Source organism: Streptomyces sp. JLSY215, assembly GCF_059682825.1.
Genome location: NZ_CM185022.1, coordinates 1,236,498 through 1,256,067 on the forward strand (window position 1 = coordinate 1,236,498; position 19,570 = coordinate 1,256,067).

19 protein-coding genes and 1 riboswitch are annotated in these 19,570 nt (G+C 70.3%); of the genes, 7 read left to right on the top strand and 12 right to left on the bottom strand.

Annotated elements, in window-relative coordinates; all coding sequences use genetic code 11:
• Positions 1 to 19 precede the first annotated feature (19 nt).
• Positions 20 to 742: a dienelactone hydrolase family protein gene (locus tag AC5677_RS05570; RefSeq protein ID WP_497193881.1), complete on the bottom strand. Its 723-nt coding sequence runs from the start codon at positions 740 to 742 to the stop codon at positions 20 to 22.
• Between the two features lie 125 nt (positions 743 to 867).
• Here AC5677_RS05570 and AC5677_RS05575 point away from each other — a divergent pair, with 125 nt between their 5' ends.
• From AC5677_RS05575 to AC5677_RS05585, 3 genes are all read left to right on the top strand, one after another.
• Positions 868 to 1,350, top strand: coding sequence for a MarR family winged helix-turn-helix transcriptional regulator (locus tag AC5677_RS05575; RefSeq protein ID WP_497193882.1), 483 nt, complete (start codon positions 868 to 870; stop codon positions 1,348 to 1,350).
• 1 nt (position 1,351) lies between these two features.
• Positions 1,352 to 1,909, top strand: coding sequence for a hypothetical protein (locus AC5677_RS05580; RefSeq protein ID WP_497193883.1), 558 nt, complete (start codon positions 1,352 to 1,354; stop codon positions 1,907 to 1,909).
• A 61-nt stretch (positions 1,910 to 1,970) separates the two neighbouring features.
• Complete coding sequence (locus tag AC5677_RS05585; protein ID WP_497193884.1) at positions 1,971 to 2,792, top strand: PhzF family phenazine biosynthesis protein; 822 nt, start codon at positions 1,971 to 1,973, stop codon at positions 2,790 to 2,792.
• A 51-nt stretch (positions 2,793 to 2,843) separates the two neighbouring features.
• Here AC5677_RS05585 and AC5677_RS05590 read toward each other — a convergent pair whose 3' ends face one another.
• Positions 2,844 to 3,665 carry a CPBP family intramembrane glutamic endopeptidase gene (locus AC5677_RS05590; RefSeq protein WP_497193885.1) on the bottom strand — a complete coding sequence of 274 codons (822 nt, stop codon included), beginning with the start codon at positions 3,663 to 3,665 and terminating at the stop codon, positions 2,844 to 2,846.
• Positions 3,666 to 3,884: 219 nt separating this feature from the next.
• On the opposite strand from AC5677_RS05590, the gene AC5677_RS05595 reads away from it, so the two are divergent.
• Positions 3,885 to 5,723: a substrate-binding and VWA domain-containing protein gene (locus AC5677_RS05595; RefSeq protein WP_497193886.1), complete on the top strand. Its 1,839-nt coding sequence runs from the start codon at positions 3,885 to 3,887 to the stop codon at positions 5,721 to 5,723.
• Between the two features lie 75 nt (positions 5,724 to 5,798).
• Here AC5677_RS05595 and AC5677_RS05600 read toward each other — a convergent pair whose 3' ends face one another.
• Entirely contained in the window at positions 5,799 to 7,349 is a 1,551-nt protein-coding gene (locus AC5677_RS05600) for a glutamate-cysteine ligase family protein (RefSeq protein ID WP_497193887.1), read from the bottom strand.
• A gap of 592 nt (positions 7,350 to 7,941) precedes the next feature.
• On the opposite strand from AC5677_RS05600, the gene AC5677_RS05605 reads away from it, so the two are divergent.
• Entirely contained in the window at positions 7,942 to 8,532 is a 591-nt protein-coding gene (locus AC5677_RS05605) for a hypothetical protein (RefSeq protein ID WP_497193888.1), read from the top strand.
• A 298-nt stretch (positions 8,533 to 8,830) separates the two neighbouring features.
• The gene (locus AC5677_RS05610; RefSeq protein WP_403507862.1) at positions 8,831 to 9,031 is read left to right on the top strand and encodes a DUF5999 family protein; all 201 of its coding nucleotides are present in this window, start codon (positions 8,831 to 8,833) and stop codon (positions 9,029 to 9,031) included.
• Between the two features lie 114 nt (positions 9,032 to 9,145).
• Here AC5677_RS05610 and gcvP read toward each other — a convergent pair whose 3' ends face one another.
• Positions 9,146 to 12,031 (bottom strand): aminomethyl-transferring glycine dehydrogenase, encoded by a 2,886-nt coding sequence (gene gcvP / locus AC5677_RS05615; RefSeq protein ID WP_497193889.1) that lies wholly within the window; start codon positions 12,029 to 12,031, stop codon positions 9,146 to 9,148.
• 187 nt (positions 12,032 to 12,218) lie between these two features.
• Positions 12,219 to 12,316, bottom strand: a riboswitch (glycine riboswitch).
• Positions 12,317 to 12,430: 114 nt separating this feature from the next.
• On the opposite strand from gcvP, the gene AC5677_RS05620 reads away from it, so the two are divergent.
• Positions 12,431 to 12,814: a PRC-barrel domain-containing protein gene (locus AC5677_RS05620; protein ID WP_497193890.1), complete on the top strand. Its 384-nt coding sequence runs from the start codon at positions 12,431 to 12,433 to the stop codon at positions 12,812 to 12,814.
• Here AC5677_RS05620 and AC5677_RS05625 read toward each other — a convergent pair.
• The 8 genes from AC5677_RS05625 to AC5677_RS05660 all read right to left on the bottom strand — a co-directional run bounded on the left by AC5677_RS05625 (position 12,724) and on the right by AC5677_RS05660 (position 19,529).
• Complete coding sequence (locus AC5677_RS05625) at positions 12,724 to 14,187, bottom strand: DNA polymerase IV (RefSeq protein ID WP_497193891.1); 1,464 nt, start codon at positions 14,185 to 14,187, stop codon at positions 12,724 to 12,726. The two genes, AC5677_RS05620 and AC5677_RS05625, sit on opposite strands and share 91 nt — an antisense overlap.
• 66 nt (positions 14,188 to 14,253) lie before the next feature.
• Positions 14,254 to 14,820, bottom strand: a complete 567-nt coding sequence (locus tag AC5677_RS05630; protein ID WP_497196519.1) for a MerR family transcriptional regulator — start codon at positions 14,818 to 14,820, stop codon at positions 14,254 to 14,256.
• 227 nt (positions 14,821 to 15,047) lie between these two features.
• Complete coding sequence (locus AC5677_RS05635) at positions 15,048 to 15,521, bottom strand: bifunctional nuclease family protein (RefSeq protein ID WP_046929376.1); 474 nt, start codon at positions 15,519 to 15,521, stop codon at positions 15,048 to 15,050.
• Positions 15,522 to 15,574: 53 nt separating this feature from the next.
• On the bottom strand, positions 15,575 to 16,324 hold the full coding sequence (gene ftsR / locus AC5677_RS05640) for a transcriptional regulator FtsR (RefSeq protein WP_497193892.1): 750 nt from the start codon (positions 16,322 to 16,324) through the stop codon (positions 15,575 to 15,577).
• A 17-nt stretch (positions 16,325 to 16,341) separates the two neighbouring features.
• On the bottom strand, positions 16,342 to 17,202 hold the full coding sequence (locus tag AC5677_RS05645) for an FHA domain-containing protein (RefSeq protein ID WP_497193893.1): 861 nt from the start codon (positions 17,200 to 17,202) through the stop codon (positions 16,342 to 16,344).
• Positions 17,203 to 17,308: 106 nt separating this feature from the next.
• Positions 17,309 to 18,271: a DUF881 domain-containing protein gene (locus AC5677_RS05650; RefSeq protein ID WP_497193894.1), complete on the bottom strand. Its 963-nt coding sequence runs from the start codon at positions 18,269 to 18,271 to the stop codon at positions 17,309 to 17,311.
• Between the two features lie 5 nt (positions 18,272 to 18,276).
• Positions 18,277 to 18,609: a small basic family protein gene (locus tag AC5677_RS05655; protein WP_003984969.1), complete on the bottom strand. Its 333-nt coding sequence runs from the start codon at positions 18,607 to 18,609 to the stop codon at positions 18,277 to 18,279.
• Complete coding sequence (locus AC5677_RS05660; protein WP_497193895.1) at positions 18,606 to 19,529, bottom strand: DUF881 domain-containing protein; 924 nt, start codon at positions 19,527 to 19,529, stop codon at positions 18,606 to 18,608. Before AC5677_RS05660 ends, AC5677_RS05655 begins: the two co-directional genes overlap by 4 nt.
• Between the last annotated feature and the right edge of the window lie 41 nt (positions 19,530 to 19,570).

Genomic DNA, 19,570 nt, shown 5'->3' on the forward strand with positions numbered 1-19,570 from the left:
CGGTTTCCGGTCCGGAGCCTCAGCCGCTGGTCAGGGTGCGGCCGAGGAGCGGGAGCAGGCGGTCCCAGTGCAGCTGCAGTGCGGCGGGGTTGAAGGCGTCGGTGTCGGACATGGTGAAGCCGTGGACGGTGCCGGGGTAGATCTCGGAGGTGTAGTCGACACCCGCGGCGTCCAGGGCCTGGTTGAGCTCGCCGAGAGCCTCGGGCGTCAGGTCGGTTTCGGCGTGGCCGAAGTGGACCTGGGCGGTGAGCTCGGAGAAGCCGTCGGGCCCGTCGACGTGCACGGGGCCGTGGAACGCGGCGACGGCGGCCACCTGGCCGGGGTGGGCCGCGGCGGTGCGCATCGCCAGGAGGCCGCCTATGCAGTAGCCGGTCACCGCGACCGGTCCGGCGGCGACCTCGGGCCGGCCGGCGAGGAACCTGAGGTAGGCGTCGGCATCGCGGAGGACACGTTCGGCGGTGTGCGCCTCGATCATGGGCATCAGCCGGGCGATGAGCGCGGGCCGGTCCTCTTCCCCGATGTACTCGGGAAGTTCGATCACCGGTGCCGGGCCGTGCCGGTAGAAGAAGTGGGGGACGAGCACGTAGTAGCCGTGCCCGGCCAGTTCGCGGGCCATCTCGCGCAGGACGGGCCGGTCGCCGAAGGCGTCCCCGTACATCAGCACCCCCGGGTGCCGCTCGCCGTCGTCGGGGAAGGCGGCGAAGGCGTCGGCCCGGCCGTCCGTGGTGGGAATCTGCAACATCTCGGTGGGAATGGCGGATCTTCCTTCCTTGGAGTTCACCGAACTAACGTTTATTGCACTAACGTTATCGGCGCGAGCGAACGTACATCGTTAGTCCAACTAACGCAATGGGTAGGATTTCAGCCATGACCAGAGCCGAAGCCCCGGACCTGCCCGACGACGGCGCGCGCGAGACGCCCGACAGACTGCGCCGGCGGGCGAGCCGACTGCTGTCGCAGCTGACCGCGCGGTCGGACCGTCTGATCACCGAGGGACTGGCGCAGGTCGACGCCCGTAAGTGGCACTACGCCGTGCTCGCCGCACTGCAGGATCACGGGCCGGGCAGCCAGGCGGCGCTGAGCACGCGCACCGGCATCTACCGCAGCGACATGGTCGGCGTGCTCAACGAACTGGCCGAGCGTGACCTCGTCGAGCGGGCACCGGATCCCGACGACCGGCGCCGCAACATCATCACGATCTCCACCCGGGGCCGCCGTCATCTACGCCGCCTGGACACGGTCCTGGACGACCTCCACGACGAACTGCTCGCGCCGCTGAATCCGGCCGAACGCGACCAGTTCGTGGAGTTGCTCACCCGCCTGCTGGACCACCACACCCGGAGCTGCTGACATGGCGGACACGACGGACGCCGGCGCCACACCCAAGCGGCGCTTCCTCGTCCTGCACGACTACGGCATGGGCGGAGTGTGGTGGTGGGTGCTGGCGAGGTCGCCCCGGGAGGTCCTCGAAACGTTCGCGGAGGTCGAGGTCGTCGACGACGCGGCAACGGTGGAGGAGGCCGCGTCCTGGGAATTGACGGAGGCCGACATCGACGCGCCGGGCATGCCCGCGGGCCTGGCCGGCCTGCGGGACAAGCGCGCCGCGCAGCGCGACCGCCCGGGGTTCGGTGCGCTGGCCGGCCGGAGCATCGTCCACTTGCGGCGCCGCTGGGACGGCGACGACGACGAGGACCCGACCGTCTACCTGCTGGAGGTGGGACGGGACGGGCGCCGGCTGCGGCAGGTGAGGCTGCCCGAGGACGGCACCGCTTTCCGGAGCGGCCCGGACGACTGGGCGCTGAACCCTCCCATCGTCGACCTCTTCGACCCCGGACTGGCCGATGCGGAGATCAGCCGGGACGAGTTCGACGCGCAGTGGGTGCGCGCCCGCCACGACACGTTCGAATAGGGTCCAGCCTCCCGGAATTGGCCTTGGCCCGCGGCTTGATGGCCCTTCTACGCTCGCCGTCATGAGGATTCGCATTGTCGACGCCTTCACTGAGCGTCCCTTCGCCGGAAACCCCGCAGGAGTCGTACTCCTCGACTCCGACGCGTTCCCCGACGACGCCTGGCTCCAGCAGGTCGCCGCCGAGGTCAACCTCTCCGAGACCGCGTTCGCGCACCCGCTGCCCGCGGGCGGCGACGCCGACTGGGCGCTGCGCTGGCTCACCCCGTCCGTCGAGGTGAACATGTGCGGGCACGCCACGCTGGCCACCGCCCACGTCCTGCACACCACCGGGACCGCGACCGGCACGGTCCGCTTCCGCACCCGTAGCGGCGTCCTGATCACGACCGCCGGGGACGACGGGTCGATCACCATGGACTTCCCGACGGCACCGCTGACCCCGGTGGATGTGCCGCCGGTGGTCGCCGGGGCGCTGGGCGCCGAGATCCTCTCCGCGCACGACACCGGCCCCGACGTCGGCGATCTGCTGCTCGAGCTGGCGGACGAGAAGGCCGTACGGGCGCTGTCGCCGGACTTCAGGGCGCTGGCCGGGCACGGCGGCCGGGGCGTGATCGCCACCGCGCGCGCCGAAGACCCCGACAGCGGCCACGACTTCCGCTCGCGCTGCTTCTTCCCCTACGTGGGCATCGACGAGGACCCCGTGACGGGCAGCGCGCACACCGCGCTCGCCCCGTTCTGGTCGGCGCGCCTGGGCCGTGACGCGCTGGTCGGTCTGCAGGGCGGCGCCCGCACCGGTTTCGTACGGACCCGGCTGCGCGGCGACCGTACGCTGCTGACGGGCAGCGCGGTCACGGTCATCGACGGTGAGCTGCGCACCACCGGCTGAGCCCGTTCCCCGGCGCGGGACGCCCGGCCGGCGGCCCGCGCCGCGCCCGTCTCACGCCGTCGGCAGCCACCCCACCCGGCCGGCCAGCAGGGCGTAGCCGAGGAACGCCACGATGTCGATGAGGGCGTGCGCGGCGACCAGCGGACCGACCCGGCCCCACCGCCGGTAGAGCAGGACGAAGATCACGCCCATCACCATGTTGCCGACGAACCCGCCGATGCCCTGATAGAGGTGGTACGAGCCGCGCAGCAGCGCGCTGGCCGCCAGTGCCGCCATCGGGGCCCAGCCCAACTGCCCCAGCCTGCGCAGCAGATAGCCGACGACGATGACCTCCTCCAGGACGGCGTTCTGCACCGCGGAGGCGATCAGCACCGGGATCTTCCACCACACCTCGGGCAGCGCCTCGGGGACCACCGTCAGATTGAATCCGGCCGCCCGCGCGCCCAGATAGAGCAGCAGTCCGCTGCCGCCGATGACCGCGGCGACCCCCACGCCGCGGCTCAGGTCGAAGCCGGGCCGCCGCCGGTCGAAGCCGATGGCGCGCAGTCCGCCGGCCCGTTCCCGTAGCAGGAAGTGCGCCACCAGCGCGACGGGCACCAGCGCGGTCGCGATGCCGAACAGCTGCCAGGCGAGATCCAGCCATGGCCGGCCGGGCGCATGGGACGCATTGAGCGTGGCCGCCTGGTGCTTGAGGGCGCCGGATCTGGTCACCGAGCCGATGAAACTGATGAGCGCCGACACCCCGCTGGCCCCGAGCGAGAGGGCCAGAACGAGCAGCGTCTCACTCCTCAAGATGCTCCGGCACGGCTCCTCCGCGACCCCCGCGCCCCGCCCGGCACCAGGCCCCTGACCTGGAACGTCCGCATCTGCCAAGGGACTTGTCTCCGACTCCACGCTTCCTCCACTTCCGGGATACCGCCTCTTCACCGCCACCGCCCCGCTAGGGTCTCGAAAGCAGGTACGAAGATCGCGCGCGACAGGCCGGGGACGGGCGCCATCCACGTGGCGCGTTCTCTCTCCCCGTCGAACCCCATCGAATCCCGATCGAGTCCGGGGCATCGGGCTCCGAGCATCAGGAGAGGCGCTACCGCAATGGGACGACACAGCTTGCCCGATCCGTCCGCGCCGGAGAGCACGGGGGCCCGCCCCGGCACCGTGCCGCGCGCTCTCGGCCCCGCGCGGGCAGGCGGGATCCGCACCCGCACCGTCATCATCGCCACCGTCCTCGTCCTCGCCGCCGGTTCCGCCGTGGCGCTGCGCAGCGATCTGCTGTCGTTCGGCGGTCCCTGCGACGGCAATGCGGTGCGGCTTCGGGTGTTCGCCTCCCCCGATATCGCCCCGGCGATCGACAAGGTGGCCACCCGGGCGCGGCGGAACGAGACGCGGTCCGACGGCAAATGCCTGGACGTCAGGGTCACCGCGCGGGCCTCCTACGAGGTGGCCGATGCCCTCGGGCGGCGGCCGGAGCACCCCGGATTCCAGGTCTGGATACCCGATTCCAGCCTCTGGGTGGACCGCGTCGGCACCGAGAGCGGCACCCCGCTGACCGCCGTCGGAGCCATCGCCTCCTCGCCGATCGCGCTGGGCGCCGTCCCCGCCACCGCCACCTCGCTGGGCTGGCCGGAAAAGACCTACACCTGGGCCCAGCTGACCCGCGCCGCCACCACGGACGACCGGCTGCGCCTGGGCGTCGCCGACCCGGCCCGCAGCGCCACCGGACTGCTCGCGCTGGCCCGCATCAACGTCTCCCACGCGAAGGCCGCCAGGAGCGCCCCCGCCTCCGAGGACGGCGGCGACTCCGACACCCGTACCGCCGCCGCGGCCAAGCTCCTGTACGAGCGGGTCGCGGACGGCGACAGCCAGGTGCTGGCCACTTTGCCGCGCGACGGCTCCGGTGCCGAGCAGGGCAATCCGCGCCGCAACCAGGCGCTGCTGCTCTCCGAACAGGCCGCCCACGCCCACAACACCGGCCCGGCCAACGGCCCCGACCTCCGTCTCTTCTATCCCAAGGACGGCACCGCCCGGCTCGACTATCCGTTCACCCTGGTGGACGACGATGCGCTGAACGCCGACCAGACCCGCGCCGCCAACCGCTTCATGACGCTCCTGGACGGCGCCGCGGGCCAGCGCGAGCTGCAGGCACGGGGCTTTCGCGGCGCCAACGGCAAGGCGGGCGCCGCGGTGGCCCGGGCAGCCGGCGGCCGGGACCCGCAGCCGTACACCGCGGATCCCGCCGATCCGCCGTCGGCCAAGGAACTCCGGGCGCTGCTGGGCATGTGGACGATCACGGTGCAGAGCGCCCGGATAGCGACGGTCGTGGACGCCTCGGCTTCCATGGGCAACGCCGTCCCCGGCAGCGGCGGCCGGTCCCGGATGGAACTCGCGAAGAATTCGCTGCTCCAGGCGCTGTCGACGTTCACGCCCGAGGACGAGATCGGGCTGTGGAAATTCGCCACCTCGCTGGACGGCGACAAGGACTATGTGGAGCTCTCCCCCACCAGCCGCCTCGGCGACCCCGGCGCGCACGGCGGCACCCACCGCGAGGACCTCGCCGCCGCGTTCGGCTCGCTCGCCCCGGTGCCCAATGGCGCGACCGGCCTGTACGACACGACGCTGGCCGCCTACGACAAGGCCTGCGAGACCTACGCGAGCGGCAAATTCAACGCCCTGGTCATCGTCACCGACGGCGCCAACGACGACTCCAGCAGCATCGAACTGGACGCACTCGTACGCAAGCTCAAGAAGCGCGCCGACCCGAAGCGGCCGGTACCGCTGATCGCCATCGCGATCGGCCCGGCGGCCGACAAATCGGCCCTGGACCGCATCGTGGCCCCGACCGGCGGCTCGGCGCACCGCGTCAACGACCCCTCGCAGATCCACGAGGTGATCCTCAAAGCCATCATGACGGCGGGCATGAAGGGGCCGCGCTAGGGGGCGTCCGATGGGCCGGGGCCGAAGAGGCCCCGGGCGGCATCGACGACGACGCCCATGCCGCCCCCACGTCCCCTAAGCGCTCTCGACCCTGTGCCGCGCCCCCGGTACGGCCGGCGGCGTCCCCACCGCCCAGGCCACCGGCCAGGTGTGCACCGGCTGCCCGGCGTGCATCAGCTCGCTGTAGCGCCGGGTCATCGCGCCCAGCGCGGCATCCCGGTCCAGGCCCTGGCGCAGCGCGTGGTGGAAGGCCGCCGCCTGCCAGGACGCGCCGTTCACCCGTCGGGCGCAGCGGTCCTCGATGATGCCCAGATACAGGTCCCGGTCGGCCGGCTCCACGCCCCAGGCGTCCAGTCCGGCCGCCGCCAGCGGCAGCAGTTCCTGGCGGACCAGCCGTACGGCCGGGATCTCGGTGAGGGCGCCGCCGCGGCCGGGGCGCGGCCAGTGGAGGCAGGCGTCGATGCCGTAGCGGCAGGCGGTGTCGAAGTTGGCGGCCGCCGCGGCGAACGGCAGGCGTTTCCAGACGGGGCGGGGATCGTCGGCCAGCGCCCGCACCAGACCGTAGTAGAAGGCCGTGTTGGCGATGACGTCGGCGACGGTGGGACCGGCCGGCAGGACCCGGTTTTCGACCCGCAGATGGGCGACGCCGTCGGCGACCCCGTAGACGGGGCGGTTCCACCGGTAGACCGTGCCGTTGTGCAGCACCAGTTCCGCCAGGTCGGGTACGCCGCCCTCGTCGAGGGTCCGCAGCGGGTCCTGCGACCCCGGTATCGGCAGCAGCGGCGGGAAGTACCGCAGATTCTCCTCGAAGAGTTCGTAGGCGGAGTCGATCCAGCGCTCCCCGAACCAGGTACGCGGGCGGACCCCCTGGGCCTGGAGCTCGGGCGGCCGGGTGTCGGTGGACTGCTGGAAGACCGGCGGCCGGGACTCGCGCCACAGTTCACGGCCGAAGAGGAACGGCGAGTTGGCCCCGATGGCGACCTGTACGGCGGCGATGGCCTGGGCGGCGTTCCAGACGGCGGCGAACCGGCCCGGGGTGACCTGGAGGTGCAGCTGGACGGACGTGCAGGCGGCCTCCGGAGCTATCGAGGCCGAACGGGAGACCAGGTGCTCGACGCCCTGTATGTCGATCGCGAAGTCCTCGCCGCGCGCCGCCCGCATCTGGTCGTTGAGCAGCACATAGCGGTCGATGGCGGAGAGATTGGCGGCCGTGAGGTCGGTGGCGGCCATGGTGGGCAGAATTCCGATCATCACTATCCGCGCGGCGACCTCACGGGCTTTTCTGTCCGCGTAGGAGAGGCCCGTGCGGAGTTCCTCGGCGAGCTGGTCGAGGACGCGGCCGGCCAATCGGTGCGGCGCGATGTTGACCTCGAGACTGCACTGGGCGAGTTCCGTCTGGAAATCACGACTCCCGATGCGTTCCAGAACTTGAGAGTTCAGCATTCGGGGCAGTCCGTCCGCGCCCGCGAGATTGAGCTCGATCTCCAGGCCGATGAGATTCTTGGGCCGGTCGAACCTCTTCTCTTCCAGCATCCTCCGCAATCCCGCGAGACACTCGTGGAGCTTTCTTCGATAACGCTCCCGGTCAGCCAGGTCGATGCCGTGCGCGGCGACCTTCTCCCCCATCGAAGGGTCCTTCCTCGATCGAGCGAACGGCCCGTGGACACGGGCTGGTTGGGGCCGTCCCCGATACCACCGGGGCACGAGCTACGGTCGATGATGCCCCGGCAATCTGATCGATAACGCCTCCCGGGCACCCTGGTACCGATAGGCTCGAAGTGGCGGCGGACCGGAGCCGGGCAGGACATACCCATGGCATGCGCCAAGGGCATATCCAAGCGGCCATCGCCATAAGCATTTCTCTTGTGAAAAACACCGACAAGATTCGGCCTACCACGCCCGCGGGAAAATATGAGGTGGCGTGGACAAAGGTCCGCGCAAAGCGGGGGAAATCCCCCCGAAGAAGGGTCCGGATTCCGCCTTGCCGGAAATCCACAAGACCAGTAGCCGAAACATTTTCAGAACATACGTCGTATAAACTCCGCACACGAGGCAGAGAGTTGGCGCCCGGTGCTGCGGTGTTCTCACCGGCACTGGGGCATTGCGCTGACCCACCGGGGCCACCGCTCCGGCCGGCCATGCTCTGGCCCCGCATGCTGACAGCGCCGTCCGCACCTGCCCGGCTTCACCGTGTCTCCGAAGTGAGAGGCGACCCACCATGCCGCTGCACCTCCCCCCTGCCCCTGCGCCCGCCCTGCGCAGCGTTCTCGCCGCCCTCGGCTCGCCCACCGCCGTCCGCGAAGCCCCGAGCTCCGCCCTGCGCGACCATCACGGCCCGCTCAGTCCCGACCGTCCGCTGCCCGTCCACGTCTGGGACGACGTCAGCCGCGCGGGCGGCTCGCCGCGCACCCGGCTGGCCGGCTGGCGCTTCCTCGTCCGCAGCGGGGAGCGCGCCGTGGCAGCCGCCGAGGCGATGCTCACCGCAGACGGCTGGACGTTCTCGCACTTCTGCGGCGGCCCCTATGTGGGCGCGACCGAGCAGGCGCTCCAGCAGGCGGAGTCGCTGTCCGCGCCGTACCAGCCGCGGCTGCTGTCCGTACCGGAGCTGTACATGCTCACGCTGTGGCTGCATCACGACATCGCCTCGGACGGCGCGGACGGCCTGCCCGACCCCGGTGACCTGCTGGTACCGCTGGCGCCCGCGCCGCCCGGAATCGCCCCGCACCACCCGCAGCGCGTCGCCGATCTGCTGCCCCGGCTCACCCTCCGCCTCGCCCCCGGCCCGCTGCTGGACTCCCCGGCCGCCTGACCGCGCACACCGTCGCCCAGCGCAGCGCCCCGCGCCCCATCCGGCCGCGGGGCGCAGTGCTGCGCTCACCCGGGCGGGCCAGTAGCCCGAAGCACTCTCAACCCCCTTGGGCAAGAATGCAATTGAACCGCCCGCACGGGTGATGCGTCCTCATCCAGTGAGTACCACTGCCGCCAAATCCCTGCGGAAACCCTTCCGTGGGGCAACACTGGGACCAACCGATGGAAACGGGGGAGCGGCCATGGCCATCTCATCGAGCCGCACAACGACGTTCACACCGCAGCGAAAGACAACTTCCATGTGTCAGCACCAACCTCCTTGCCCGTCCGCAGACTCCAGCGACCGGGAGGCCGCGCATCCCGTGGCGCACCACCCCGAACAGGGCTGGAGCCTGCTGTGCAACGGCGTCCTGCTCTTCGAGGACACCGGTGAGCTGCTGCCGGACGGGCAGGTCATCGCCCCGCACCGACCGCAGGAACGGGTTGCCAGCGTGGCCTGACCCACAGCACCTGGCAGAACAACAGGGCCCCCGGCAGATCTGCCGAGGGCCCTTGATGTGTAGATGTGTACCGACGGGACGGGCAACCGCTACCCGGACACCCCGTACGCCGGATCAGTCGTGGTACTCGTCCAGCGGCGGGCAGGAGCAGACGAGGTTACGGTCACCGAAGGCACCGTCGATACGGCGCACCGGCGGCCAGTACTTCTCCGCGGCCACGACACCGGCCGGGAAGGCAGCCACCTCACGGCTGTAGGGGTGCGACCAGTCGCCGGCCAGCGCGCCCGCGGTGTGCGGGGCGTTGCGCAGCGGATTGTCGTCCTTGTCCCACTCCCCCGAGCCGACCTTCTCGATCTCCGCGCGAATGGCGATCATCGCGTCGCAGAAGCGGTCCAGCTCGTCCAGGTCCTCGCTCTCGGTCGGCTCGATCATCAGCGTGCCGGCCACCGGGAAGGACATCGTCGGCGCGTGGAAGCCGTAGTCGATCAGCCGCTTGGCGACATCGTCGATGCTCACGCCGGTGGCCTTGGTCAGCGGCCGGACGTCGATGATGCACTCGTGCGCCACCAGGCCGCCGGGGCCGGTGTAGAGCACCGGGTAGTGCGGCTCCAGGCGCTTGGCGATGTAGTTCGCGCTCAGGACCGCGACCTGGGTGGCGCGCTTGAGGCCCTCGCCGCCCATCAGGCGGACGTACGCCCAGGAGATCGGCAGGATCCCGGCGGAGCCCCAGGGAGCCGCGGAGATCGGCCCGACGCCGGTCTCGGGGCCCGCGGTGGGCTGCAGCGGGTGGTTGGGCAGGTACGGCGCCAGGTGGGCGCGGACGCCGACCGGGCCGACACCGGGGCCGCCGCCGCCGTGCGGGATGCAGAAGGTCTTGTGCAGGTTGAGGTGCGAGACATCGCCGCCGAACTTGCCGGGCTCGGCGAGACCGACCAGCGCGTTGAGGTTGGCGCCGTCGACGTAGACCTGGCCGCCGGCGTCGTGCACCGCCGCACAGATCTGGGTGATGTGCTCCTCGAAGACGCCGTGCGTCGAGGGATAGGTCACCATCAGGACCGCGAGCTCGTCCCGGTGCTTGTCGATCTTGGCGTGCAGATCGTCGGTGTCGACCTCGCCGTCCTCGCCGGTCTTGACGACGACGACCTTCATGCCGGCCATGACGGCACTGGCGGCGTTGGTACCGTGCGCCGAGGAGGGAATCAGGCAGACGGTGCGCTGCTCGTCGCCGTTGGCGCGGTGGTAGGCGCGGACGGCCAGCAGACCGGCCAGCTCGCCCTGGGATCCGGCGTTCGGCTGGATGGAGACCTTGTCGTAGCCGGTGACCGTGGCGAGCCGCTCCTCCAGCTCCTGGATGAGCGTCAGGTAGCCCTGCGCCTGGTCGGCGGGGGCGAAGGGGTGCAGCTGGCCGAATTCGGGCCAGGTGACCGGCTCCATCTCGGTCGTGGCGTTCAGCTTCATCGTGCAGGAGCCGAGCGGGATCATGCCGCGGTCCAGCGCGTAGTCCTTGTCCGCGAGCGTGCGCAGGTAGCGCAGCATCGCGGTCTCGGAGCGGTGCTGGTGGAAGACCGGGTGCGCGAGGTAGTCCTCGCCGCGCAGCAGCTCCTGCGGCAACGCTTCGGCGGCGACGGCGTCCAGCTGCTCGACATCGCCCTGCACCCCGAAGGCGCTCCAGACACCGGCCAGCTGCGCGCGCCCGGTGGTCTCGTCACAGGCGATACCGACCAGGTCCGCGTCGACCGGCCGGAGGTTGACGCCCGCCTCACGGGCCGCGGCGACGACCTCGGCGGCCCGGCCCGGCACCCGCGCCGTGAGCGTGTCGAAGTACGCGTCGTGGACGATCTCCACGCCGCCGGCGCGCAGGCCCTCGGCCAGGACGGCGGCGTAGCGGTGGGTGCGCCGGGCGATGGTCCGCAGGCCCTCGGGACCGTGGTAGACCGCGTACATCCCGGCCATCACGGCGAGCAGCACCTGCGCGGTGCAGATGTTGCTGGTCGCCTTCTCGCGACGGATGTGCTGCTCACGGGTCTGCAGCGCGAGGCGGTAGGCCTTGTCGCCGTCCGCGTCGACGGAGACGCCCACCAGGCGGCCGGGCAGGCTGCGGGCGAACTTCTCGCGTACGGCCATGAAGCCGGCGTGCGGTCCGCCGAAGCCCATCGGAACGCCGAAGCGCTGGGTCGTGCCCACCGCGATGTCCGCGCCGAGCTCGCCGGGCGAGGTCAGCAGCGTCAGGGCGAGCAGGTCGGCGGCGACGGTGACGACCGCGCCCAGCTCCTGGGCCTGCGCTATGACGGTACGCGGGTCACGCACCGCGCCGGACGCGCCCGGGTACTGCAGCAGCATGCCGAAGACACCGCGTTCGGCGATCTCCGCGGGAATGCCGTCGGACAGGTCCGCCACGACGACCTCGACGCCGGTCGGCTCGGCACGGGTCTGGATCACCGCGATGGTCTGCGGCAGACAGTCCGCGTCGATCAGGAAGACACCCTGCTTGACCTTGCCGACGCGGCGGGAGAGCGCCATCGCCTCGGCGGCGGCCGTCCCCTCGTCCAGCAGGGAGGCACCGGAGGTGGGCAGTCCGGTCAGGTCGGCGACCATGGTCTGGAAGTTGAGCAGCGCCTCCAGACGGCCCTGCGATATCTCCGGCTGGTAGGGCGTGTACGCCGTGTACCAGGACGGGTTCTCCATGACGTTGCGCAGGATCACCGGCGGGGTGAACGTGCCGTAGTAGCCGAGGCCGATCATGGAGGACAGGACCTGGTTACGGTCCGCGAGGCCGCGCAGCTCCTTGAGGACCTCCGCCTCCGTACGGGCCTGCGGCAGGCCGAGCGCCTCCGCGCTCTTGATCACGTCGGGTACGGCCGTGGCGGTGAGATCGTCCAGCGATCCGAAGCCGACCTGCGCGAGCATCTTGGCCTGCGCCTCGAGGTCGGGACCGACGTGCCGGGCCTCGAAGGGCGTACCGCGCTCCAGCTCTGTCAGGGAGATGCGATTGGTGGTCATCTGCGGGGGCCTCCTGGTCACTGCGACCTACGAGGGGCACCACGGCGCGGGTGCCCGGACGGCCTCCCCCTCTGTCATCTCAACCTGAGAGCTTCACCGGTCCGCAGGCTGCGGCCCGGCTTTCACCGTCGGTGAGGAGGGGTCCCGGCGCTGTGCCACCGCGGCCCGCCCTGCTTTCCAGAGTGACCTCGTCCATGCGGTACGGATGCCTGAGAGATTCCGGGGAGGATTTGCTCCTTCGGCGCCCCCGCCGCGAACGGCAAGGGACTCTCCCGCATGGGGTCAGCGGCCATCAGTCAGCCTACCAGCGCACCTGTCGGGGGAACTTTCGAGTGGCCGGGGCATGAAATGTGCCGTTTGGTAGTTGTCACAGGGCAGTTGCGACCACAAGGAGGGGCTGTGCACACCGATATCGATCCCCGGAGCCTGATCGGCCGCAAAGCGTTCGACCGGAACGGCACCAAGATTGGGACCATTGATGAGGTATATCTCGATGACGCGACCGGCGAACCCGAATGGGCGGCCGTGCGCACCGGTCTCTTCAGCCGGGACGCGTTCGTCCCCCTGGAGCCGAGCGAGCTGGCGGACGAGGGGCTACGCATCCCCTACGACCGCAAGCTGATCAAGGACGCCCCGGACTTCGGGGTGGGCCGCCATCTCTCCCCCGAGCAGGAACTCCAGCTCTACCACCACTACCGGCTGGATATCTCCTCCCCGGGCTCCGACCCCGTTGCGTCCCCGGGCGACAAGGACTTCGGCAAGATCGCCGGCTCGGAGGACTGACCGGCTCCTGATTCCCCGCCCACCAGTGGCAACGGCTCCCCCGGCCGCAGCGCCGGGTCATCGACGGCAAAGGTCCGCACCCTTCCCGGTGCGGACCACGGCTGTTCAAAACGTACGGTCACTCTGCCCACCCCGCTGCCCTGCACCCAGCCGGCGCCGTACTCGTCGTGCACCACGTCCAGCCCCGGATGCCAGCGGCGCGGCCGCTCCTCCTCCGGCTCCGGCTCACCCACCCCGCCCGACACCGGCGCCGCCGCTCTGGCCGCTGCCCTGGCCGCCGTCTCCTCGGCTTCCTGCTCGGTCGCCAGCTGGGCGAACAGATCCTCCTGCGTGAAGTCGGCGAGCCCGCTCACCCCGACCCCCAGCAGCCGCACCCCGCCCGTGGTGTCCACCGTCTCCAGGAGCCGCGCCACCGCCTCCCGTACGACCGCGGGGTCGTCCGTCGGCCCGCGCAGCGTCTCCGACCTGGTCAGCGTCGAGAAATCGTAATTACGGACCTTGATCACCACCGTGCGACCGGACCGCCCGGCCTCCCGCAACCGGTGCACACAGCGCTCCGCCAGCCGCACCAGCTCGGCCCGCACCCGCGTCCGGTCGGTGAGATCGACCTCGAAGGTGTCCTCGACCGAGATGGATTTCGCGTCCCGCTCGGCCACCACCGGGCGGTCGTCCCGGCCCAGCGCCATCGCATACAGCCCGGCGCCGTGCGCTTTGCCCAGCAGCCGCACCAGCTCGTCCTCACCGGCCTCCGCGGTCTCCGCGACCGTATGGATCCCGGCCCGGCGCAGCGCCTCGGCCGTCGCCGGCCCCACCCCGGGCAGCGTCCGCACCGGCATCGGCCCCAGCAGCTCCCGCTCCGTACCGGGCTCGATCACCACCAGGCCGTCCGGCTTCGCCGCCTCGGACGCGATCTTCGCCAGCATCTTGGCGCCCGCGAGCCCCACCGAGCCGGTCAGGCCCGTGGCCTCCTTGATGTCCCGCCGCAGCCGCTCCCCCACGGCCCGTACGGCGACCACCTCGGGCGCGACCCCGCCCGCCTCCAGATCCACGAACGCCTCGTCCAGGCTCAGCGGCTCCACCAGCGGCGACAGCGCGTGCAGCAGCTCCATCACCGCGTCACTCACCTGGCGGTACAACTGGAACCGCGGACTGAGGTAGGCGGCATTGGGGCACAGCCGCCGCGCCTGCGCCGTCGGCATGGCCGAGCGGATACCGAAGACCCGCGCTTCATACGACGCCGTGGCGACCACCCCGCGCGGCCCGATCCCGCCGACGACCACGGGCTTCCCACGCAGGCTCGGCTTGGCCGCCTGCTCGGCGGAGGCATAGAACGCATCCATGTCCAGATGCAGAATCGTCGGCGCGGATCTCACAGGACCGATCCTCCCGCACACCACTGACAATCGACCCGCTGCCGGGCCGGAGTCCGGATGCGGGGCTCAGCCGGCCCGGTTGCGCCGCCGCGCCAGCTCGTCGCGCGGGTTCTTGCCGACCAGCGTCTCGCCGGTGTCCAGCCGCTCCCCGTGCAGCTCGGAGAGCGCGCCCTCCACGTCCCGCAGCACCACACCCACCGCGATGCCGAAGACGCCCTGGCCGCCCTGGAGCAGATCGACGACCTGGTCGGGCGAGGTGCACTCGTAGACCGTGGCGCCATCGCTCATCAGCGTCATCCGCGTCAGATCGTCCAGCCCGCGCGAGCGCAGATGCTGAACGGCGGTGCGGATGTTCTGCAGCGAAACCCCGGTGTCCAGCAGCCGCTTGACGATCTTGAGGACGACGACGTCCCGGAAGTTGTAGAGCCGCTGGGTACCGGATCCGTAGGCGGGGCGCACGCTGGGCTCCACCAGGCCGGTACGGGCCCAGTAGTCGAGCTGCCGGTAGGTGATCCCCGCCGCCGCACACGCCGTCGGACCGCGGTAGCCGATGGTCCCTGCTGCGCAGTCCCCCGACACCGCGGCGGGCTGTGCCGGTGCGCGGTTCACTGCTGCATTCGGGTGGAGCGGCAACGCCCCTTCCGCCGCCGTACCGTCACCGGTGATTGCCACGCCGCCCTCCGTCCTCCACGTCCCGGACGGGACCTGCCTTATCGACGGTATGCAGTCACTCGGGGTGCGTCAACGATCGCCGCGCTCGCCACGCCGAGTGATAATCACCCTACGAGTGGTTTCTCGTGACCTCGCGCGGGGAACGGCTAAATAGTTTGGCCGGAATCAGACGTATCTGCCGACCGGGGTCACTGGTTGCTGCTGCCGAAGTCCTCGGGCGAGATCTGGTCGAGGAACTCGCGGAACTTCTCCACCTCGTCCTCCTGCTCGTCCGGAATGGCGATGCCCGCGTCGTCCAGCACGCCGTCGGTGCCGTAAATCGGCGTCCCGGTGCGCAGCGCCAGCGCTATGGCGTCGGACGGACGCGCGCTGACCTCGACGCCGCTGGCAAAGACCAGTTCGGCGTAGAACACTCCCTCGCGCAGATCCGTGATGCGGACCTGCGTCAGCTCCTGGCCCACCGCTTCCAGCACATCCTTGAAAAGGTCATGCGTCAGCGGCCTGGCAGGGACCATGCCCTGCTGGGCAAAGGCGATGGCGGTGGCCTCCCCTGGCCCGATCCAAATGGGCAAGTAGCGATCGCCTCCCACCTCCCGCAGGAGCACGATCGGTTGGCTGGAAGGCATTTCCACCCGGACACCCACGACGTCGAGCTCGTTCACACAGCAACCCTAGGACGTGCCCGGCAGGTTTGGGTAGTCGGGCAGTCATTTGCTCATGTGAGGCGGACCTTCAGCGCGGTCTCGACCAATGCCGCGTGGAGCCGTACCGACAGCGTTGCCAGCTCCCTGGCCGTAGCCTCCGCATGGGCCCTGGTCTGCGGATTTCGATGCCGGCGGAGGGGTGCCACGACCTGCTCCACCAGGCCCGCCTCCCGCTCCGCGGCCGCCTTGACGGCCCGCAGATGCCGCGGCTCGAGACCAAAACGCCCCAGCTCGGCGACCAGTTTCGCAACCGTGACGGCCTCGCGGTCGAAAGCGCCGTCCGCATCCGGTACGACGAGCCCGTACGACTCCCAGTCGGCGAGCGCCGCCTCGTCGACCTCGGCGGCCGCCAGCAGCTCGGCCCGGCCGACCCGGGCGGCCGCCGGACGGTCCTCACCGGGCTCGCGCATGCCCGGAACCAGGTCCCGCGAGGAAGTGGCCTGGGCCGGCAGCTGCACCTGCTCACCGCGCTCCAGGGCGTCCAGATGCTCCCTGATGACCTTCAACGGGAGATAGTGGTCCCGCTGCATCCGCAGGACGCCCGCCAGCCGCTCGACGTCGGCCGCGGTGAATTTGCGGTACCCGGAAGGCGTGCGCGTCGGCTCGACCAGCCCCTCGGCCTCCAGGAAGCGAATCTTGGAGATGGTGACCTCGGGAAATTCCTCGCGCAGCAAAGTGAGCACCGTGCCGATGCTCACCGGCTTGCCGTCCGAGGAGGCGGCGCCGGAGGACCCGGCACCGCCTGTCGGTGATTGGCGCATATGCCTTCCCTGGCCGGTCAGATTCCGGCGCCTCGCTGGCTCGCGTAAAAGACCAGCCGGAACTTGCCGATCTGGACCTCGTCGCCGTTGGAGAGCGCAACCGAATCGATCCGCTCGCGGTTGACGTACGTGCCGTTCAGGCTGCCGACATCGGCGACCGCGAAGCGTCCGTCCGCACCTCGGCGGAACTCCACATGGCGGCGCGAGACCGTCACATCGTCGAGGAAGATGTCGCCCTGCGGGTGCCGGCCGGCCGTCGTCAGCTCGCTGTCCAGAAGGAAGCGGCTGCCGGAGTTCGGCCCCCGGCGGACGACCAGCAGCGCCGAACCCAGCGGAAGGGCGTCGACGGCCGCCTGGGCCTCGGGCGACAGGGACGGCATCTGGGTCTGGCCCGTCGCCTCCGCGTCATAGGCCTCGATCCCCGAGATCGAGATGGTCGAGGTCGTCTCGGACGCGCGCTCGGGCTGCGCACCCGGGCGCAGCGGCGCGCCACAGTTGGAGCAGAACCGGCTCGCCTCGGCGTTCCGATGTCCGCACCTCGTACAAACCGGCAAGGCCAACCCTCCACCCGTGGATGAGGCTGATGGTTCCTGGGAACCTATGCGGCCGGACCCGGAGGGGTCAACAGAACCCGCGCCGTACCCCCCGGACGGACCGCTGACCTCGTCACGGAAGAGCGGACGGTCCTCGCCAGAACCGCTCTCATCGGGCCGGCCCGCGGCACGATGCCGCGCCGAGCCGCTGCCGCCCTCCTGGCGGGCGCTCTTGCCGAACAGCTTTCCAAACAACTTCACGGGCGATTCCCCTTGAACGAAACAGACCCGCCCGTGGGGCAGGACGAACCCTCGATGCACACACCGGCCGATCCGGACATCCATTGAACGTCCGTGGCCTGCAGACAGTTTCCACCACACACCACAAACACGGTGCGCCGACCCCCCGCTACCTCATGCCCTCCCCGGGCCATGGACATATCTGGACACCTCACTGCGAAGACGACCGAGCGTAGTCAGGCCGCTTCGCCTCTCGCAAGGCATCCACAATGATCTTCTCCTGCCGGGTCACCGACACCTTGGCCTGCTCCTTCTCCAAGGTCTGCACCACCCCACCGGGGATGTTCAGCGCCGGCTCCAGGTCCTCCGGCTTGCCGATGACCTTGAAACGGTAAGGCTGCGTGACCCGCTTGCCGTCGATCTCCACGCCGCCGCTGGCATCCGAGAGATAGGTGTTGGCGACGACCCGTACGTTATTGACCTGGATGGCCTCGGCGCCGGCCGCTCGCAGCTCCTGGACGGTGTCCAGCAGCTTGTCCGCCTCGACCGAGTGCGTCGGGTCGTCGATGGTCAGGTAGATGCCGGGCCCTTGCGCCGCGACGGTCCCGGCCAGCACGCCCAGCTGCTGTTCCTTCTCCACGGTCTGCTTACGAGCCTCCTCGGCCTGGTCCGAGCTGTTCTCCAGCTCGGTCTTCTGCCCTTCCAAACGGCGCTGCTCGTCCGTCAACCGCTGGGAGCGATTGTCCAGTTCGTCCAGAATGCGCACAAGGTCCTCCTGGCGCGCACCCCGCAGCGCACTGCTGTCACTCGTGGAACGTACCTGAATCGCCAGGCCGAGGCCGAGAATGAACAGGAGCAACGCGACGATCAGTTGAGCCCGGGTCAGCCGCGGCGGCCACAGGCTTGCGGCGAGCCGCTGCCGGCCGTTCTGCGGCTTTCCCGCGCCCCCATCTTCCTCTTCCGGGGCAGGGGCGGCGGCGTCTGTCGGTTTGTCGCCGTTCTGCTGCGCGTCGTCCGCTTTACGCCCTTCCGTCCGCTCCTCGGCCTCCTTCGGAGCGGGCCGGCTCTCGGGAGGCATCGGCCGCCGGTCGGCGGGGCTGCGGTCCCGCTGCGGCTCGGGCTTCTGCTGCGGCTCCGGCTTCTTCTCCGGCTCCGGGGTCTCGTCCGTTGCCATCCGCCTCACGCCCTGAAGACGTGCCGGCGGATCGCGGCAGCGTTGGAGAAGATCCGGATGCCGAGCACCACGACCACACCGGTGGAGAGTTGGGCACCGACGCCCAGCTTGTCCCCGAGGAAGACGATCAGCGCCGCAACGACGACGTTGGAGAGAAAGGAGACGACGAAGACCTTGTCGTCGAAGATGCCGTCCAGCATCGCGCGCAGACCGCCGAACACGGCATCCAGCGCCGCGACGACAGCGATCGGCAAGTAGGGCTCGACCACCGTCGGCACCACGGGTCGGACCACAAGCCCGACCACGACTCCCACGATGAGGCCCAGTACGGCGATCACGATGTGCCCTTCCCTGTGTCGGCGCCATCCGCCTTGGCGGCACCGGCCTGCGGCTTTGCGGTACGTACGGTCAAACTCGGCGCGGGTGGCAGCGTGACCTCGCTCTCGGCGGAAATCCTCGTGCGCACGCCGTAGTTCTCGTGCAGGACGTGCAGATACTGGCCGTCGACGCTGTCCTGGAAAGCGGTGCTGAGCCGCTGCCCGTCCCCCACCGCCAGCACCGTATAAGGCGGTACCAGTGGCTTGTTGTCGACCAGTATGGCGTCTCCCGCGGCTCTGATCGCCGAGAGTGACGTAAGCCGCTGCCCATTGACGGAGATGGCCTCCGCACCGGACTCCCACAGGCCGTTGACGACGCGTTGCATGTCCCTGTCGCGTACCCGCCCGGTATCGGAGAAACCACTGCTCTCCCGCGGCCCTCCCCCACTGGACTCCGCGTCCTTGGCATCGTCCACCACAAGTTTCACGCCAGGTCCGGTCACTTGGGTCGAACCGGACAACAGGGCCAGGAGTTCCGCCTTGTCGCCGCCGTGCGTCCGCAGCGCCTCGCGCTGCATCCTGCTGACCTCGTCGCGGGTCGCGTCCACCCGCTTCTGCTGCTTGTCCGCCTCGCCGGTGCCCTTCTGGATGCGATGGATGAGCTCTTCGCGTTCCTTGGCCAGCGTCGGTGCCGATATCCGCGCCTGGGCGGCGCCGACCGTGACGACCACCGCTGCCAGCACCAGACCGGCTGCCAGGCCCAACTTCGCCCGCAGGGTGCGGGGCAGACCGCGCACGCCCGCGGCGGACTTCCGCGCGGCGGCCTCCGCGTACCCGTCGTCGAGGCTGTGATCCATCACATTGGTCAGCAGCGACATGGATGCGTCGGGGCGCAAGGCCGGCTTCCTGGGAGTGCTCCGATCGGGGCGCTGCTGCGACATGCCGCACATCGTCGCACGTCGGCCGCGCAGTCTCCCAATGG

What these genes read in the sequence shown, in the direction of transcription:
- AC5677_RS05570 (WP_497193881.1), bottom strand. Translation starts at nt 742, where the DNA reads ATGTTGCAGATTCCCACCACGGACGGCCGGGCCGACGCCTTCGCCGCC.
- AC5677_RS05575 (WP_497193882.1), top strand. Translation starts at nt 868, where the DNA reads ATGACCAGAGCCGAAGCCCCGGACCTGCCCGACGACGGCGCGCGCGAG.
- AC5677_RS05580 (WP_497193883.1), top strand. Translation starts at nt 1,352, where the DNA reads ATGGCGGACACGACGGACGCCGGCGCCACACCCAAGCGGCGCTTCCTC.
- AC5677_RS05585 (WP_497193884.1), top strand. Translation starts at nt 1,971, where the DNA reads ATGAGGATTCGCATTGTCGACGCCTTCACTGAGCGTCCCTTCGCCGGA.
- AC5677_RS05595 (WP_497193886.1), top strand. Translation starts at nt 3,885, where the DNA reads ATGGGACGACACAGCTTGCCCGATCCGTCCGCGCCGGAGAGCACGGGG.
- AC5677_RS05600 (WP_497193887.1), bottom strand. Translation starts at nt 7,349, where the DNA reads ATGGGGGAGAAGGTCGCCGCGCACGGCATCGACCTGGCTGACCGGGAG.
- AC5677_RS05605 (WP_497193888.1), top strand. Translation starts at nt 7,942, where the DNA reads ATGCCGCTGCACCTCCCCCCTGCCCCTGCGCCCGCCCTGCGCAGCGTT.
- AC5677_RS05610 (WP_403507862.1), top strand. Translation starts at nt 8,831, where the DNA reads ATGTGTCAGCACCAACCTCCTTGCCCGTCCGCAGACTCCAGCGACCGG.
- gcvP (WP_497193889.1), bottom strand. Translation starts at nt 12,031, where the DNA reads ATGACCACCAATCGCATCTCCCTGACAGAGCTGGAGCGCGGTACGCCC.
- ftsR (WP_497193892.1), bottom strand. Translation starts at nt 16,324, where the DNA reads ATGCGCCAATCACCGACAGGCGGTGCCGGGTCCTCCGGCGCCGCCTCC.
- AC5677_RS05645 (WP_497193893.1), bottom strand. Translation starts at nt 17,202, where the DNA reads ATGGATGTCCGGATCGGCCGGTGTGTGCATCGAGGGTTCGTCCTGCCC.
- AC5677_RS05650 (WP_497193894.1), bottom strand. Translation starts at nt 18,271, where the DNA reads ATGGCAACGGACGAGACCCCGGAGCCGGAGAAGAAGCCGGAGCCGCAG.
- AC5677_RS05660 (WP_497193895.1), bottom strand. Translation starts at nt 19,529, where the DNA reads ATGTCGCAGCAGCGCCCCGATCGGAGCACTCCCAGGAAGCCGGCCTTG.